Here is a 15,493-nt window from a genome sequence, read left to right on the forward strand (position 1 = left end):
TCAATGCGGGGGGACGTCGCATGCCCTCGCTGATGGGGGTGATCGCCGACAAGTGGCTCAATGCGGAGAAGCTCTACGGCTTGCTGCACATCGGCGGCGCAATCGTCTTGTTCATCGTGCCCACGATCGACAACCCGGGCACGCTGTTCTGGGTGATGCTGCTCAACATGATGTGCTACATGCCGACCTTGTCGCTGGCGATCACGGTGGCCTACAACGCATTGAAGACTGACGGCGCCGACGTGGTGCTGGTGTTTCCGCCCATTCGCGTATGGGGCACGGTCGGCTTCATCGCGGCGATGTGGATGGTGAGCCTGCTGCATCTGGAAACCTCGGGCGGCCAGTTCTACGTGGCTTCCGCCGCTTCGCTGCTGCTGGGCCTGTATGCGTTCACCCTGCCGGCGTGCCCGCCGCGCCTGCGCGGCCAGGTGCACACGTCGTGGCTGGATACGCTGGGGTTGACCTCGTTCGCGCTGCTCAAGAACAGCAAGATGGCGGTCTTCTTCGTCTTCGCGATGCTGCTGGGCGCGGCGCTGCAACTGACCAATGCCTATGGCGACACCTTCCTGCACGACTTCGCCAACGTCGAGGCGTACAAGGGCATGATCGCGGTGCGTTACCCGGCGATCATCATGTCGATCTCGCAGGTGTCCGAAACCCTGTTCATCCTGGCGATTCCGTTTTTCTTCAAGCGCTTCGGCATCAAGACGGTGATGCTGATCAGCATGATCGCGTGGGTACTGCGTTTCGGCCTGTTCGCCTACGGCAACCCGGGCAACGGGCTGTGGATGATCGTGATGTCGTGCATCGTGTACGGCATGGCGTTCGACTTCTTCAACATCTCCGGCTCGCTGTTCGTCGAGGGGCAGAGCGACCCGTCGATCCGCGCCAGCGCGCAGGGCCTGTTCATGCTGATGACCAACGGCATCGGCGCGATCCTGGGCAGCTCGATCAGCGGCTGGATCATCGACCTGTGGTTCACCGCCGCGGACGGCGCCAAGGACTGGCGCGGCATCTGGCTGACCTTCGCTGGCTACGCGCTGGTGGTAGCGGTGCTGTTTGCCATTTTGTTCCGCCACCGCCACGAGCCCGAGGCGTTGAACGGGATTCGGCATTCGTAAGAGCAAGGGCAAGGGCGCGGTGCTCTGCGAATCCCGAATCCCTAATGCCGAATCCCGTCACTACAATGGGCGGATGCGTATCGGCCCTTACCTCATCGACCCGCCGGTGGTGCTCGCCCCCATGGCGGGCGTCACCGACAAGCCGTTCCGGCTGCTGTGCAAGCGGCTGGGCGCGGGGCTTGCCGTGTCGGAGATGACCACTGCCGATCCGCGCCTGTGGCATACGCGCAAGTCGCTGCAGCGGATGGATCACGACGGCGAGCCCGAACCGGTCAGCGTGCAGATCGCCGGCTACGACCCCACGATGCTGGCTGAGGCGGCACGCTTCAACGTGGCCAACGGCGCGCAGCTGATCGACATCAACATGGGATGCCCGGCCAAGAAAGTGTGCAACGTGTGGTCCGGCTCCGCGCTGCTGCAGGATGAGCCGCTGGTGGCGCGCATCGTGAAAGCCGTGGTGGATGCGGTCGAGGTGCCGGTGACGTTGAAGATCCGCACCGGCTGGAACCGCGACAACCGCAACGCACTGAACATCGCCCGCATTGCCGAGGACGCCGGCATCGCCGCGCTGGCCGTGCACGGTCGCACCCGCGCCGACAAATACGAAGGCGAGGCGGAATACGACACCATCGCCGCGGTCAAGGCAGCCGTGCACATTCCCGTACTGGCCAATGGCGATGTCTGCTCGCCACAGCAGGCCAAGCACGTGCTGGATGTCACCGGCGCCGACGCGGTGATGGTCGGCCGCGGAGCGCAGGGGCGGCCGTGGATCTTCCGCGAGATCGCCCATTACCTGGCCACCGGCGAACTGCTGCCCGAGCCGACACCGGCCGAGGTCGCCGCGATTCTGCTGGGCCATCTCGACCAGCTCTATGCGTTCTACGGCGAGCAGCAGGGCGTGCGCATCGCACGCAAGCATCTGGGCTGGTACGCGAAGGACCGCCCCGAGAATGCCGCCTTCCGTCAGGTCGCCAACCGGGCCGAAACGGCCACCGAGCAACTTCGGCTGACACGCGATTATTTCGCCGCGCTTGGCGACGCCAGCGCGCTGGCCGCCTGAGCCACGCGCCGCGTCAATCGGTGCCTGCAGGCACCCAATGCCGGTGCAGCCGTTGCGCCAGCGCGTCCAGCAGGAAACCCAGCGCGCCAATCAGCACGATCGCGGCCATCAGCTCCGAATAGGCCAACCGGTCGCGCGTATCGAGGATGAAATAGCCCAGGCCGGAACTGACCCCCAGCATTTCGCAGGGAATCAGCAATATCCAGATCATGCCGATGGCCACCCGCACACCGGTGAGCACGTGGCCCAGGATGCCGGGCACCACGATGCGCCACAGGATTTCGCCGCGGGTAGCGCTGAGGCTGCGCGCCAGCAACAACCAGCGCGGATTGAGCTGGCGCACGCCGGCCGACGTGTTGAGGATGATCGGCCACACCGCCGTGATGGTCAGCAGGAAGTAGATCGGTGAATCGCCGATACCGAAAATCATCACCGCGATCGGCATCCACGACAGCGGTGAGATCATGCGCAGGAACTGGAATGCGCCGCTGGTGCCGCTGTCCAGTGCGCGCGAGCTACCCACCGCCACGCCGATCGGCACGCCCAGCGCCAGCGCGGCCAACAGGCTCACCATGACGCGCTTCAGGCTGGTCAGCGTGTGCCGGGTCAGCTCGTTCCGCGCCAGCAGGTCGTACAGGCTGTGAAAGGTGTCGCCGGGGCTGAGCGCGCCGGCCAGCGGCATGCTCTTGCCCAGCACGTGGATGCCCAGCGACCACAGCACCAGCAGCACGAACAGGCCGAACAGGCTCAGCCCGATGCGGGCGCTGGAACGGTGGAGGGGAATGCTTGTTGCGTTCATGGAGTTGCAGCCTGCATGCCGACGCCGCGGCAAGCGGCAACGGCATGGCGTTACGGGTTCAGGTGGTGATGTGTTCGTGGCGGGTGAAACCTTCGGGCAGGCCGAAGGCCGTCATGCCGCCCAGCCCGGCGATCGCCTTCTTCACGAAACGGTCGTCGACCAGGTCGCGCGCCACGAAGGCGGGGTCCAGCCCGGGCAGGAAGTCGTTCTTGCCCTCGACGTAGGTGGTCTTGAGCATCGACACCAGGGTTTCGGTATAGCTGGGGAACGGGTACGGCTGGAAGTCGATGCGGTGCTGCTTCCACTCCGGATGGTGGATCGCACCCGACGCGATGTAGGCCGCGTCATCGGACGGCGGCGGCGCCAGCACCTTGGCCAGGGTTTCGTAGCTGTGCGGGGTGTAGTGGTCGGCGGCGTCCTTGGCCAGCAGGTGCGAGGTGTCGTCGCGATGGTCGCGCGCCCAGGCCTGCGCCTGCACGATGCCGTTGACCACTTTCTGCGACCACTCGGGGCGCTCGTTGAGATCGCGCTCGTGCATCTGCACCACGCAGCAGGCGTGGTCCTTCCACACGTCGCCGGTGAAACGCAGCACCTTGCCGACCTTGAGTATCTCGGCCAGCGCCACGAAGGGTTCTGCCACGATGTAGGCGGAAATCTGCCCGCCGGCCAGCGCCGGCAGCATGTCCGATGGCGCCATCACCACCAGCTTGACCTGCTTGGGCCCTGGCGTGCCGCTGCCGATCGACTCGATGCCGCGGGCTTTCAGCAGATGCTGCAGCACCACGTTGTGCACCGAATACCAGAACGGGATCGCCACCGTGGTGCCAGCCAGATCGTCGAGCTGCTGGACATTCTTCTTCACCGTCATCGCCAGCGCCGAGCCGCAGACGTGGTTCCACGCCACCACCTTCGCCGGTGCCTTGCTGCCGTAGCGCGCCCAGACCGTCATCGGCGACAGCATGTGCACCACGTTGACCTGGCCGCTGAGGAAGGCCTCCACGATCTGCGCCCAGCTGCGGAACATGCGCGGCTTCTCCACCGACAGCCCCTGTTTCTGGAACAGGCCGCGCTGATGCGCCACCAGCAACGGCGTGGCGTCGGTGATGGGCAGATAGCCGATGCGAACGGGCGCATCCGGCTCCGCCGCCACGGCGCGGTTGAAGCCTTGCAACAGCGGCAATGCGCCGGCCACGGTGAACATTGCCGACAGCTTGAGGAAGCGGCGGCGGGAGGCGGTGCTGTCGGAATCGTGGTCGGTGGTCATGAGGGCTCGATGTCGGAGGAAGCGCTGAGGGTTCTTCCGTCGCTCACGCGACGGCGCGCTGAAGTTCGGCCGGTGGCGATCCGGCGCGACGCGCTTCGCGCAACGCCTGCACGATCTCCACGCGAACCCGGGTCAGTTCGGCGGCGACGGCATCGCGCGGATGCGGCTGCTCGATGCGCCACTCGCCGATGAGCCCGCCCGGCTGGCCACCCAGCAGCACGATGCGGTCGGCCAGCACCAGCGCCTCGTCGATGTCGTGGGTCACCAGCACCGCTGCCGTCTTGTGGCGCGCGGTGATCTGCTGCAACAGGGTCTGCATGTCGCCACGGGTGATTTCATCCAGCGCACTGAACGGCTCATCCAGCAACAGGATTTCGGGCTGGCGCGCCAAGCAGCGTGCCAGCGCCACGCGCTGGGCCATGCCGCCGGACAGTTCGCTGGGGTAATGGCCCAGCGCATGCTGCAGGTCGACCTCGGTGATCGCATCGCGCACCCGCTCGCGGCGCGTCTTGGCATCGAGCACGGGCTGATGGCGGAAATCGAGCCCGAAGCCCACGTTCTGCTCCAGCGTCAACCACGGCAGCAGGCAGGGATCCTGGAATACCAGGCCCACCCGCGGATGCGGTCCGCGCAGCGATTCGCCGTGCACGCGAACGCCGCCGTTGTCCGGCGTCTGCAGACCCGCCAGCACACGCAACAGCGAGGATTTGCCAACGCCGCTGGGACCGAGCACGGCCACCACTTCGCCGGCCTTCAGCTGCAGCGAAAAGTCGCGCAGCACCACGTTGGTCGCGCGCCCGGCATGGCCGTAGCTCAGCGCGATGTGGCTGGCTTCCAGCACGGCGGGATGCAGCATTGTGGTGGGCTTGCTCATGCTTGCGCTCAATTCGGTACCAGGAAGAAATCGTCCTTGCTCACGCCGCAGTCCGGGCAGCTCCAGTCATCGGGGATCGACTCGAACGGCGTCCCCGGCGCGATACCGTCCTCGGGCATGCCTTCCGCCTCGTCGTAGACGAAGCCGCACGGCCCGCACATCCATTTCGCCATTACGCCGCCTCGGCGTGCTGCTGCCGCTGCTCGAGGTCGCGGATTTCCTTGCGCAGATGCTTCAGCGCCGGCGTCACGATGGCGACGAACACCGCTTCGCGCAGTTGGCGCTGGGCCGGATGGCGCATCAGGTAACCGCGCGCACCCGCGTGGAGCACCGCCGAATTGGCGGCGCGAAGAGCCAGTTCCGAGGCGGCGGCACGCAGCTTCAACACGGGCAGGATCGCCCCCGCACCGGCTTGGGCTTGGCGCGCCAGCACATCGGCTTCGGCCTGCAGCGCCGTCAGCTCAGCCTGCAAATCACCTTCCTGATCGTCCAGCAGCGCATTCACATGGGCATGACTGACATTGCTTTCGCGCAGCGTCTTCAGGCAGCCCTCGACCACGCCGAAGCCCATGCCCGCCTGGCCCAGCACGAAGCCAGCCTTGATCCGCGCCATGAAGGCCTCGAACTGTGGCGGATGCGCCAGCACGCTGTCGGCGCCCACCGCCACGTTCTTGAAGCGCAGGTTGAGCGTGCTGGTGCCTTCCATGCCCGAGAAATCGGGGCATGGGTGCAACTCCAGGCCTGGCGCACGACCTTCCACGGCGAACATCAGGTAACCGCCGCCTTCGACTGCGGCGGCCACGATCACCAGGTTGTCGGCGCCGGCGTTGGATACCCACGGCAGTACGCCGTTGACCACATAACCGTCGCCATCGCGGCGCGCGTCGAGACGGATCTTCTCGATCCCGGCCAGATGCTTCACCGCATTGGACATGCCGGTACCCGCCAGCAGCGAGCCGCTGGCGACCCTGTCCAGATAGCGCTGCCGTACCGCGGCCGAGGGCGCATGCTGCAGGTACCAGGCGCAGGTGGACTGGCACCACACCAGGAACGCGGTGGAGCCGCAGACACGGCCCACCTGCGTGGTGATGGCGATCTGTCGCGGGAGGTCGAGCGCATACGCATCCGTGCCGGTCGCGCCGAAACCGCCCAGCTTGCCCAGCTCGCGCATGAAGTCGACCGGATAGAAGCCTTCGCGGTCGATGCTATCGGCCAGCCGCGACAGCGACGCGTCGACCAGCGTGGCGATCGCCTGCAATGACGGGTTGTGGTTTTCGGACGGGCTCATGCCGTTCCCTCCGCTGATGACTCAGGCGTACGGTTGCAATTCGGGGTTGATCGGGGTCTTCGCCAGGTTGTTGGCGTAGTTGCACAGGGTGGCCAGGCTCACGCCCAGCACCACTTCCAGCGCCTGACCCTGGTTGTAACCGGCGGCCAGGAACGCCTGCAGTTCGTCGTCGGACACCTGGCCACGCTCCTCGATCACGGCCAGCGTGAACAGGGCCAGCGCGTTGAGCTTCGTGTCATCCAGCGCCTGCCTGGCGCGCAAGGCCTCCAGCAGGGGCTCGGGCATCTGCAGTTTCTTGCGCGCGATGGCGGTGTGGCCGGCCACGCAGAAGCCGCAACCGTTGCGGGCGGCGGCGGTGATCTGGATCACCTCGCGCTCGGTATCGGACAGGCTGTTGCGCGCGTTGATGGCGCTGACGGTCTGGTAGGTCTCGATCGCGGTGGGCGCATTGGCCAGCACACCCAGAAGATTGGGCACAAAACCGCTGTTTTTCTTGGCGGCGGCGAGGCGCGGGCCGGCTTCTTCCGGGGCGCTCTCGATGGTCTGGATGGCAATGCGGCTCATGGACTTACCTTTGCTAATAGACGGCTAGACGTCCGTCCACCTTATCCTGCGGATCGCCGTATCACAAAGGATCGGTTTCCATGTGCTTATAACCAATGCGCATGGTCGGGGGCGACGGGCGACGGCCCGGACGAAATTGACATGGATCATTGATTCGCCCCTTCCGCACCCCTATCCTGCGCTCGCTGGTTCAGATATCTCTCCATTCGAATAGAAAGATATATAGCAGGGAATCCCGGTCCTGAAGCCGGAGCTGCCCCGCAACGGTAGGTGGACACGACGCGTCGAGGCGTGTCCACGAGCCCGAACACCTGCTCCAGCCGGAAGCGTTCGCGTTTCCGCCCGACTTGGTCCGGGCGCGCCATCACGGCGCCCGGGTCGATCGCCCGCGGGGGCGAAGGTCGCGGGGCGGCAGGCATTGCCCCACTCCTTCGTTCCTCTTTGCTCACTGTCTGCAAGAGGAATCACTACATGTCACAGGTCACCTACTCCGGTTTTCCGCGCATCGGCTTGAAACGCGAGCTCAAGCGCGCACTGGAATCCCACTGGCGCGGCGAAATCACCGCCGACGCCTTGCAGGACACCGCCCGCGAACTGCGCCAGCGTCACTGGAAGCTGGCATCCGACGCCGGTGTCGACGTCGTCCCCTGCAACGATTTCAGCCTCTACGACCACGTGCTGGACACGGCGGTGTTGTTCGACGCGATCCCGGACCGCTATCGGCCGGTGTTCGCGTCCGGCCATCTGGACGGCTATTTCGCCATGGCGCGCGGACACAAGCGCAACGGGCACGACCTGCACGCGCTGGAAATGACCAAGTGGTTCGATACGAACTATCACTATCTCGTGCCTGAGCTGCAGGCCGGCCAGAAGTTCCAGCTCGCCGGCGACAAACCCGTGGCCGAATTCCTGGAAGCGCGGGCGCTGGGGCATCAGGCGCGCCCGGTGTTGCTGGGGCCGGTCTCGTTCCTGCTGCTGGCCAAATCGGTCGACGGCAGTGACCGGCTGGCGCTGCTCGACGCGCTGCTGCCGGCTTACGTCGAGCTGCTCGGCAAGCTGGCGGCCGCGGGCGCGACGTGGATACAGCTGGATGAACCGTGCCTGGTGCTGGACCTGGATGACAAGGCGCGCGCCGCCTACCGTCGTGCTTATGCCGCGCTGGCCGCGGCGGGCGGGCCCAAAGTTCTGCTGGCCAGCTATTTCGGGGCACTGGGCGACAACCTGCAGGTGGCCGCTTCGCTGCCCGTCGGCGGCCTGCATGTCGACCTGGTGCGTGCGCCGGGCCAACTCGACGCCGTGCTGGATGCGTTGTCCCTGACGCAGGTGCTCAGTGCCGGCGTCATCGACGGCCGCAACATCTGGCGCAGCCGGCCGGACAAGGTGCTGGCGCTGTTGCGCAAGGCGCAGTCGCGTATCGGTGACGAGCGGCTGTGGCTGGCACCGTCGTGTTCCCTGCAACACGTACCGATCGATCTGCAGGCGGAAACCGCGCTCGATCCGGCGCGGCGTGCCTCCATGGCGTTCGCGCGCCAGAAGCTGGAGGAGTTGCGCACCTACGCCGACGCATTGGCCGGACACGCCGAGGCCACGGCCGCACTGGCCGCGCAGCAGGCATTGCTGGATGCCCAGGCGCAATCGGCAGGTGTGGTGGATGCTGGCGTACGCGCACGGCTGCGCACCCTCAGCCCGCAAATCGCCCTGCGCCGTTCGTCCTACGCCACCCGCCACGCCGCCCAAGCCGAGACGCTGAACCTGCCACCGCTGCCGACCACCACGATCGGCTCGTTCCCGCAGACCGACGACCTGCGCAAGGCCCGCGCCGCCCATCGCAGCGGCAAGCTCGGCGACGTCGCCTACGACGACTTGCTGAAGTCGGAAATCGCCCGCGTGGTGCGCTTCCAGGAGGCCCTCGGGCTGGACGTGCTGGTGCATGGCGAGCCCGAGCGCAACGACATGGTCGAGTACTTCGGCGAGCAGATGGACGGCTATCTGTTCACCAAACTGGGCTGGGTGCAGAGCTACGGCTCGCGCTGCGTGAAGCCGCCGGTGATCTGGGGCGACATCGTGCGGCCGGCACCGATGACGGTGGCCTGGTCCAGCTATGCGCAGTCGCTGACCAGCAAACCGATGAAAGGCATGCTGACCGGCCCGGTGACGATGCTGCAATGGTCGTTCGTGCGCGATGACCTGCCGCGCGAAACCGTCTGCCGGCAGATCGCGCTGGCGCTGCGCGACGAAGTGCACGACCTGGAAGCTGCCGGCATCCAGCTGATCCAGATCGACGAGCCGGCCCTGCGCGAAGGCCTGCCGCTGCGGCGCACGGACTGGCCGCATTACCTGGCGTGGGCGGTGGAGTGCTTCCGCATCACCGCCGGTGGCGTACGCGACACCACCCAGATCCACACCCACATGTGCTACTCGGAGTTCAACGACATCATCGAGGCGGTGGCGGCGATGGATGCCGACGTGATCTCGATCGAAACCAGCCGCTCGCGGATGGAGCTGCTCGATGCGTTCGTGAAGTTCCGCTACCCCAACGGCATCGGCCCCGGCGTCTACGACATCCACTCGCCACGCGTGCCCGATCCGGCGGAAATGCTGGAATTGCTGCGCAAGGCGCTGGACGTGCTGAGCGTGGACCAGCTCTGGGTCAACCCCGACTGCGGCCTGAAAACCCGCGGCTGGCCGGAGGTGGAAGCGGCGTTGCGCGGCATGGTGGGCTGCGCCCGACAACTGCGCGGCGAGTTGACTGAAAAAGCGTAGCGCGGCTGGGCCTCGCCTGTGGGAGCGGCTTCAGCCGCGATGCTCTAGTTGCAGCTTGATGAAAAGCATCGCGACTGAAGTCGCTCCCACAAGAAGGCTGCGGCGATATGCAACCGATGGCCCGGGTTTCGGCGCCAACCGGCCTCTACAAGCAAAGAAAAACCCCGCCGAAGCGGGGTTTTTCGTCGTGCAGCCTGTGGGGCGGGGCTTAGAAGCCCATACCACCCATGCCGCCCATGCCACCCATACCGCCGGCATCGCCGCCGCCGTGGTTGTGGCCTTCGTCTTTCTTCGGCGCTTCGGCAACGATCGCCTCGGTGGTGATCGCCAGGCCGGCAACCGACGCGGCGTGCTGCAGGGCCGAGCGGGTGACCTTGGTCGGGTCCAGGATGCCGAACTCGATCATGTCGCCATACTCGCCGGTGGCGGCGTTGTAGCCGAAGTTGCCCTTGCCTTCCTTGACCTTGTTCAGCACCACGGACGACTCCTCGCCGGCATTGGCGACGATCGCGCGCAGCGGCGCTTCCAGCGCACGGCGGGTGATCGCGATGCCCAGGTCCTGATCGGTGTTGTCGCCCTTCAGGCCTTCGACGGCCTTCAGCGCGCGGATCAGCGCCACGCCACCGCCGGGGACCACGCCTTCTTCGACGGCTGCGCGCGTGGCGTGCAGGGCGTCTTCGACGCGGGCCTTCTTTTCCTTCATTTCGATCTCGGTGCCGGCACCGACCTTGATCACGGCAACACCGCCGGCCAGCTTGGCCACGCGCTCCTGCAGCTTCTCGCGGTCGTAGTCGGAGGAGGTCTCCTCGATCTGCGCCTTGATCTGGCCGATGCGCGACTGGATCTTCTCGGCCTCACCGGCGCCGTCGATGATCGTGGTGTTTTCCTTGGTGATGACGATGCGCTTGGCGCGACCCAGGTCGGCGACCGTGGTCTTCTCCAGCGACAGGCCAACTTCCTCGGAAACGACCTGGCCGTTGGTGAGGATGGCGATGTCTTCCAGGATGGCCTTGCGACGATCACCGAAGCCCGGCGCCTTCACGGCAGCGACCTTGACGATGCCGCGGATGGTGTTGACCACCAGGGTGGCCAGCGCCTCGCCTTCCACTTCCTCGGCCACGATCAGCAGCGGCTTGCCGGCCTTGGCGACGGCTTCCAGCACCGGCAGCAAGTCGCGCACGTTCGACACTTTCTTGTCGTGGATGAGGATGTACGGGTCATCCAGCTCGACCTGCTGGCTGGCCTGGTTGTTGATGAAGTACGGGCTGAGGTAGCCGCGATCGAACTGCATGCCCTCGACCACGTCGAGTTCGTTGTCCAGGCCCGAGCCTTCCTCGACCGTGATCACGCCTTCCTTGCCGACCTTCTTCATCGCGGTGGCGATGATGTCGCCGATGTTGGTGTCGGAGTTGGCCGAGATCGTGCCGACCTGGGCGATTTCCTTGTCGTTCGCGGTCGGGTTGGACAGCTTCTTCAGCTCACCCACGGCGGCCGAGACGGCCTTGTCGATGCCGCGCTTCAGGTCCATCGGGTTCATGCCGGCGGCAACCGCCTTCAGGCCTTCCTGGATGAACGCCTGCGCCAGCACGGTGGCGGTGGTGGTGCCGTCACCGGCCACGTCGGAGGTCTTGGAAGCGGCTTCCTTGACGATCTGCGCGCCCAGGTTCTCGTACTTGTCAGCCAGTTCGATCTCCTTGGCAACGGACACGCCGTCCTTGGTGATCGTGGGGGCGCCGAAGCTCTTCTCGAGCACCACATTGCGGCCCTTGGGACCGAGGGTCACCTTGACCGCATTGGCCAGGGTGTTGACGCCTTTCAACATGCGGGCGCGGGCGTCTTCGCCGAAACGTACTTCTTTAGCTGCCATCTTTTTGACTCCGGGATTCGAAATTCGGGATTGGGGATTCGTTAAAAGCGGTTGCGTGCGAGATTGGAGCTGGGCGGCGGAACGGAGCGGCTTTGCGCTCTAACGAATCCCGAATCCCAAATTCCAAATCCCGTGAGGGCATCAGCCCTCGATCACCGCCACGATGTCGTCTTCCTTCAGGAACACCAGATCCTCGCCATCGATCTTGATTTCCTGGCCGGCGTACTTGCCGAACAGCACGGTGTCGCCTGCCTTCAGCGACATCGGGCGCACCTTGCCATCGGCCATGATCAGACCGGTGCCGGCGGCGACGACCTTGCCGCGGGTGGGCTTTTCGGTGGCGCTGTCGGGGATGACGATGCCGCCGGCGGAGACGCGCTCCTCTTCCAGACGCTTGACGATGACGCGATCGTGCAACGGACGCAGTGTGCTCATGGATGGCTCCAAACAGTTGAGGTGGAACAAGGCTTCGAAGACCCGATCCCCGGCCTTGTTAGCACTCGTGGTACATGAGTGCCAATTTTAGCGATACAGCATGCCACTGCAAGCGGTTTGATCGGGTGACCCGACAGCTAATTGGGTGAATGGGTGGCGCTTTCAAGGGCGCCGGGGCAAATGATCCGCCGGCAACGGCAGCATCGCGTTTTCCGGTTACGCTGGCATGATGGTCGCCACCCCACCATCCGCTGATGCCGTATTGCTCTGCTACTGCAGTTGTCCCGACGCGGCCAGCGCAAGAGCCATCGCCGTGGCGCTGGTGGACGAGAAGCTGGCGGCCTGCGTCAGCTGCCTGCCCGGCGTCACCTCCACCTACCGCTGGCAGGGCGCGGTCACCACCGATGACGAGCATCTCCTGCTGATCAAGACCGCCGCCGCCCGCTTCGAGGCGATGAAAACGCGGTTGCTGGCGCTGCACCCGTACGAGCTGCCGGAACTGGTGGGCGTACCCGTGGCGCAGGGCCACGATGCCTACCTCGACTGGGTGCGCGAACAAAGCGCGGGATGAGGGCACCGGCTGCCGGGCGCGCATAACGCCGCACGACGCGGCTCGATCCCCGCCACTGATCCATAATGGGTGAGCAAGCGTGTCGGCACCGCGGCGGAACCGTTGCGGGCATGCCGCCATCCATAGTCGCCCTACCTATTGTCTGCCCGCGTCACCCGCCGGAGTTGTAATGCAAGCGCTGCGTTTCCCCCGTTTTCACCGTCTGCCGGTCCAGTTGATGCTGTTGCTGGGCCTGTTGTTCGCTGCATTGCCCGCGCTGGCGCAGGAGGACAACCTGCTGCCGGTGACCGAGGCCTACCAGCTCAGCGCAGACGCCTCGACCCCGGGCGTACTGAAGCTGCACTGGACCATCGCGCCGGACTATTACCTCTACCGCGGCCGCATGAAGTTCAGCGCCGGCCCCGGCATCACCCTGGGCACGGCCCAGCTGCCCGACGGCGAAAAGCACCACGACGAATACCTCGGCGACGTGGAGACCTACCACCACGGCGTGGATGCCACGCTGCCCTACACCGTGGCCGCCGGCACCACCCGCCTGAAGCTGGACGTGCAATACCAGGGCTGCCACGAGGTCGATCCGAAGATCTGCTACCCGCCCCACACCGAACATCTCGACCTGCCGCTGCCGACCAAGGCCGACGCGTCCCTGCCGGCCGGGCAAAGCCTGGGCGCGGCATTGACCGGGCTCGGCAGCCGCGGCGCCAGCGCGCCGGCGGGCATGGCCGCCGCGCCGCTGCCCGAGAACGAGGCGTTCCGCTTTGAAGCCGCGGCACCGGACCCCAGCCACCTGCTGCTGCGCTGGACGATGCCCAAGGGCTATTACCTGTATCGCGACCGCACCACGCTGGAGCTGGCCGGCGCCGAGGGCCTGCGCCTGCGGCCGCCCGAATGGCCCGACGGCGTCACGCACGCCGATCCGCAGTTCGGCAATGTCGTGGTCTATTTCGACCAGGTCGATGTGCCGGTGGCGGTGGATGGCGATTTGGCCGGCCGCAAGCGGCTGACCGTACAGGCCACATTCCAGGGCTGCCAGGACGGCGGGCTTTGCTATCCGCCGATGACCCGCACGGTCACCGTCGATCTGGGTGGCGGCGCCACGGCTGCCACATCGGCACCCGTCGACACCACGCCCTCCTCCCCGATTCGAACCGGCCTGTTTGCCGCGCTGGCGCTGGCGTTGGCGGGCGGCTTGGTGCTGAACCTGATGCCCTGCGTCCTGCCGGTGCTGTCGATCAAGGCGGTCAGCGTGCTGGAAAGCGGCGAGAGCCGCACCGCGGCGCGGCGGCATGCCTTGTTCTATACCGCTGGCGTGCTGTGCAGTTTCGCCGTGCTGGGCATGGGCATCCTGGCGCTGCGTGCCGCCGGCCACTCGCTGGGCTGGGGTTCGCAATTGCAGCAGCCGCTGCTGGTGGGCGTGCTGGCCTGCGTGATGCTGGCGGTGGGGCTGTCGCTGTCCGGCGTGGTGCAGTTCGGCGCTTCGCTGGGCAATACGGGAGCGGGGCTGGCATCGCGCTCGGGGCCGGCCGGCGATTTCTTCACCGGCGTGCTGGCCGTGGTGGTGGCCAGCCCCTGCACCGCGCCATTCATGGGCGGCGCGCTGGCCTATGCGTTTACCGCACCGATGCTGTCGGCGTTGGGGGTATTTCTGGCGCTGGGCGTGGGCCTGGCCTTGCCTTTCCTGGCGATCGGTTTCGTGCCCGCCTTGGGCCGCTTGCTGCCGCGACCCGGCCGCTGGATGGAAACCCTGAAGCAGGTGCTGGCGTTTCCGATGTACCTCACCGCCGCGTGGCTGGTGTGGGTGCTGGCCAATCAACGCGGCGCGGACGCAGTGGGCCTGGTACTGGTGGCGATGGTGCTGCTGGCGATGACGCTGTGGTGGTTCGAGCGCAGCCGCTCGCGCGGCATCGCCGGCCGCGCGTGGGTGCTGCCGCTGGCGCTGGCCACGCTGGCGCCGCTTTATCTGCTGGCCCACGTGCCGCCGGTGGCGGCCGGTGCAGTGGTTGAGGAAGGCGTGGTGGCGTACAGCCCCGAAAAGCTGGCCGAACTGCGCGCCGCCGGCACGCCGGTTTTCGTCGACATGACCGCCGACTGGTGCGTCACCTGCAAGGCGAACGAACACACCGTGCTCGATACCGCCAGCTTCCGCGCGCTGCTGCAACGCACCGGCGCGGTCTACATGAAAGGCGACTGGACCGACGTCAACCCGGTGATCAGCGCCTTCCTGCAGCAATACAACTCGCCCGGCGTGCCGCTTTACGTGGTGTTTCCGAACGACGGCGGGCCGGGCCGCCAGCTTTCCACCGTGCTGACCTCCTCGATGGTGGAACAGGCACTGACGGAGGCGGCGAAATGATCTTCAGCCGCAGCAACTGGATCATCCTGGGCATGGCCGTGCTGGTCGCCGGCGTGGGCGGCTACTGGCAACGCCAGGCCGACGCGCCGCCGGCGTCCACGCCTTTGGTCGGACAACCGGCGCCCGCACTCAAGCTGCCCGACCTGTCCGGCACCACGCACGACCTGGCGAGCTATCGCGGCCACCCGGTCGTGCTGAATTTCTGGGCCAGCTGGTGCCTGCCTTGCCGCGAGGAAATGCCGGCATTGGATCGCGCCCAGCAGCGCCGCGGCGTGACCGTGATCGGCGTGGCGATGGACCAGCCGGCGCCCGTTCGTGCCTTTCTGGCCGCCCACCCGGTGAGCTACCCGATCGTGCTGGGGCAGCTGTCGCACCCGAGTTCGGCCTACCGCTTTGGTGATGTCGGCGACGTGCTGCCCTACAGCGTGCTGATCGGCGCCGATGGCCGCGTACTGGCCCAGCATGCCGGCCCGCTGGACGATGCCCAGCTGCAGCAATGGCTGGCGCCGCGGGCGGATTGAGGCGGCCAAACGT

Annotated in this window: 14 protein-coding genes and 1 riboswitch; of the genes, 6 read left to right on the forward strand and 8 right to left on the reverse strand. The window is 66.3% G+C overall.

Annotated elements, in window-relative coordinates; translation table 11 throughout:
• The first annotated feature begins 20 nt into the window (after window positions 1-20).
• Both UU9_RS09385 and dusB read left to right on the forward strand, forming a co-directional pair.
• Window positions 21-1,121 carry a nucleoside permease gene (locus UU9_RS09385; protein WP_007081511.1) on the forward strand — a complete coding sequence of 367 codons (1,101 nt, stop codon included), beginning with the start codon at window positions 21-23 and terminating at the stop codon, window positions 1,119-1,121.
• Window positions 1,122-1,194: 73 nt separating this feature from the next.
• The gene (dusB, locus tag UU9_RS09390; protein ID WP_007081512.1) at window positions 1,195-2,181 is read left to right on the forward strand and encodes a tRNA dihydrouridine synthase DusB; all 987 of its coding nucleotides are present in this window, start codon (window positions 1,195-1,197) and stop codon (window positions 2,179-2,181) included.
• A gap of 13 nt (window positions 2,182-2,194) precedes the next feature.
• Here the strand turns inward: dusB and UU9_RS09395 are convergent, their stop codons facing one another.
• Genes UU9_RS09395 through UU9_RS09420 form a run of 6 tightly spaced genes read right to left on the reverse strand, consistent with a single transcriptional unit; the run spans window position 2,195 to window position 6,970 of the window.
• On the reverse strand, window positions 2,195-2,980 hold the full coding sequence (locus UU9_RS09395; RefSeq protein WP_007081513.1) for an ABC transporter permease: 786 nt from the start codon (window positions 2,978-2,980) through the stop codon (window positions 2,195-2,197).
• Between the two features lie 58 nt (window positions 2,981-3,038).
• Entirely contained in the window at window positions 3,039-4,244 is a 1,206-nt protein-coding gene (locus tag UU9_RS09400; protein ID WP_007081514.1) for an ABC transporter substrate-binding protein, read from the reverse strand.
• 43 nt (window positions 4,245-4,287) lie between these two features.
• Window positions 4,288-5,118 carry an ABC transporter ATP-binding protein gene (locus UU9_RS09405; RefSeq protein ID WP_007081515.1) on the reverse strand — a complete coding sequence of 277 codons (831 nt, stop codon included), beginning with the start codon at window positions 5,116-5,118 and terminating at the stop codon, window positions 4,288-4,290.
• 8 nt (window positions 5,119-5,126) lie between these two features.
• Window positions 5,127-5,291 (reverse strand): rubredoxin, encoded by a 165-nt coding sequence (locus UU9_RS09410; RefSeq protein ID WP_007081516.1) that lies wholly within the window; start codon window positions 5,289-5,291, stop codon window positions 5,127-5,129.
• Window positions 5,291-6,406, reverse strand: a complete 1,116-nt coding sequence (locus tag UU9_RS09415; RefSeq protein WP_007081517.1) for an acyl-CoA dehydrogenase family protein — start codon at window positions 6,404-6,406, stop codon at window positions 5,291-5,293. Before UU9_RS09415 ends, UU9_RS09410 begins: the two co-directional genes overlap by 1 nt.
• Before the next feature lie 21 nt (window positions 6,407-6,427).
• A complete protein-coding gene (locus UU9_RS09420) occupies window positions 6,428-6,970 on the reverse strand; it encodes a carboxymuconolactone decarboxylase family protein (RefSeq protein ID WP_007081518.1) in 543 nt (180 codons plus the stop codon).
• A 171-nt stretch (window positions 6,971-7,141) separates the two neighbouring features.
• A riboswitch (cobalamin riboswitch) is annotated at window positions 7,142-7,303 on the forward strand.
• Window positions 7,304-7,441: 138 nt separating this feature from the next.
• Between UU9_RS09420 and metE the strand changes: the two genes are divergently transcribed.
• Window positions 7,442-9,733 carry a 5-methyltetrahydropteroyltriglutamate--homocysteine S-methyltransferase gene (gene metE / locus UU9_RS09425; protein WP_007081519.1) on the forward strand — a complete coding sequence of 764 codons (2,292 nt, stop codon included), beginning with the start codon at window positions 7,442-7,444 and terminating at the stop codon, window positions 9,731-9,733.
• A 208-nt stretch (window positions 9,734-9,941) separates the two neighbouring features.
• Here metE and groL read toward each other — a convergent pair whose 3' ends face one another.
• Window positions 9,942-11,600 carry a chaperonin GroEL gene (groL, locus tag UU9_RS09430; protein ID WP_007081520.1) on the reverse strand — a complete coding sequence of 553 codons (1,659 nt, stop codon included), beginning with the start codon at window positions 11,598-11,600 and terminating at the stop codon, window positions 9,942-9,944.
• 141 nt (window positions 11,601-11,741) lie between these two features.
• Complete coding sequence (locus UU9_RS09435; RefSeq protein ID WP_007081521.1) at window positions 11,742-12,035, reverse strand: co-chaperone GroES; 294 nt, start codon at window positions 12,033-12,035, stop codon at window positions 11,742-11,744.
• A 226-nt stretch (window positions 12,036-12,261) separates the two neighbouring features.
• Here UU9_RS09435 and cutA point away from each other — a divergent pair, with 226 nt between their 5' ends.
• The 3 genes from cutA (at window position 12,262) to UU9_RS09450 (ending at window position 15,480) form a co-directional block, all read left to right on the forward strand.
• Window positions 12,262-12,606, forward strand: coding sequence for a divalent-cation tolerance protein CutA (gene cutA / locus UU9_RS09440; RefSeq protein WP_425476843.1), 345 nt, complete (start codon window positions 12,262-12,264; stop codon window positions 12,604-12,606).
• Window positions 12,607-12,775: 169 nt separating this feature from the next.
• Window positions 12,776-14,959 carry a protein-disulfide reductase DsbD family protein gene (locus UU9_RS09445; RefSeq protein WP_007081523.1) on the forward strand — a complete coding sequence of 728 codons (2,184 nt, stop codon included), beginning with the start codon at window positions 12,776-12,778 and terminating at the stop codon, window positions 14,957-14,959.
• Window positions 14,956-15,480, forward strand: a complete 525-nt coding sequence (locus tag UU9_RS09450) for a TlpA family protein disulfide reductase (RefSeq protein WP_007081524.1) — start codon at window positions 14,956-14,958, stop codon at window positions 15,478-15,480. The genes UU9_RS09445 and UU9_RS09450 overlap by 4 nt, the downstream gene beginning before the upstream one ends.
• Window positions 15,481-15,493 lie beyond the last annotated feature (13 nt).

The sequence above is a fragment of the Rhodanobacter fulvus Jip2 genome, assembly GCF_000264315.1.
Taxonomy (GTDB): Bacteria; Pseudomonadota; Gammaproteobacteria; order Xanthomonadales; family Rhodanobacteraceae; genus Rhodanobacter; species Rhodanobacter fulvus.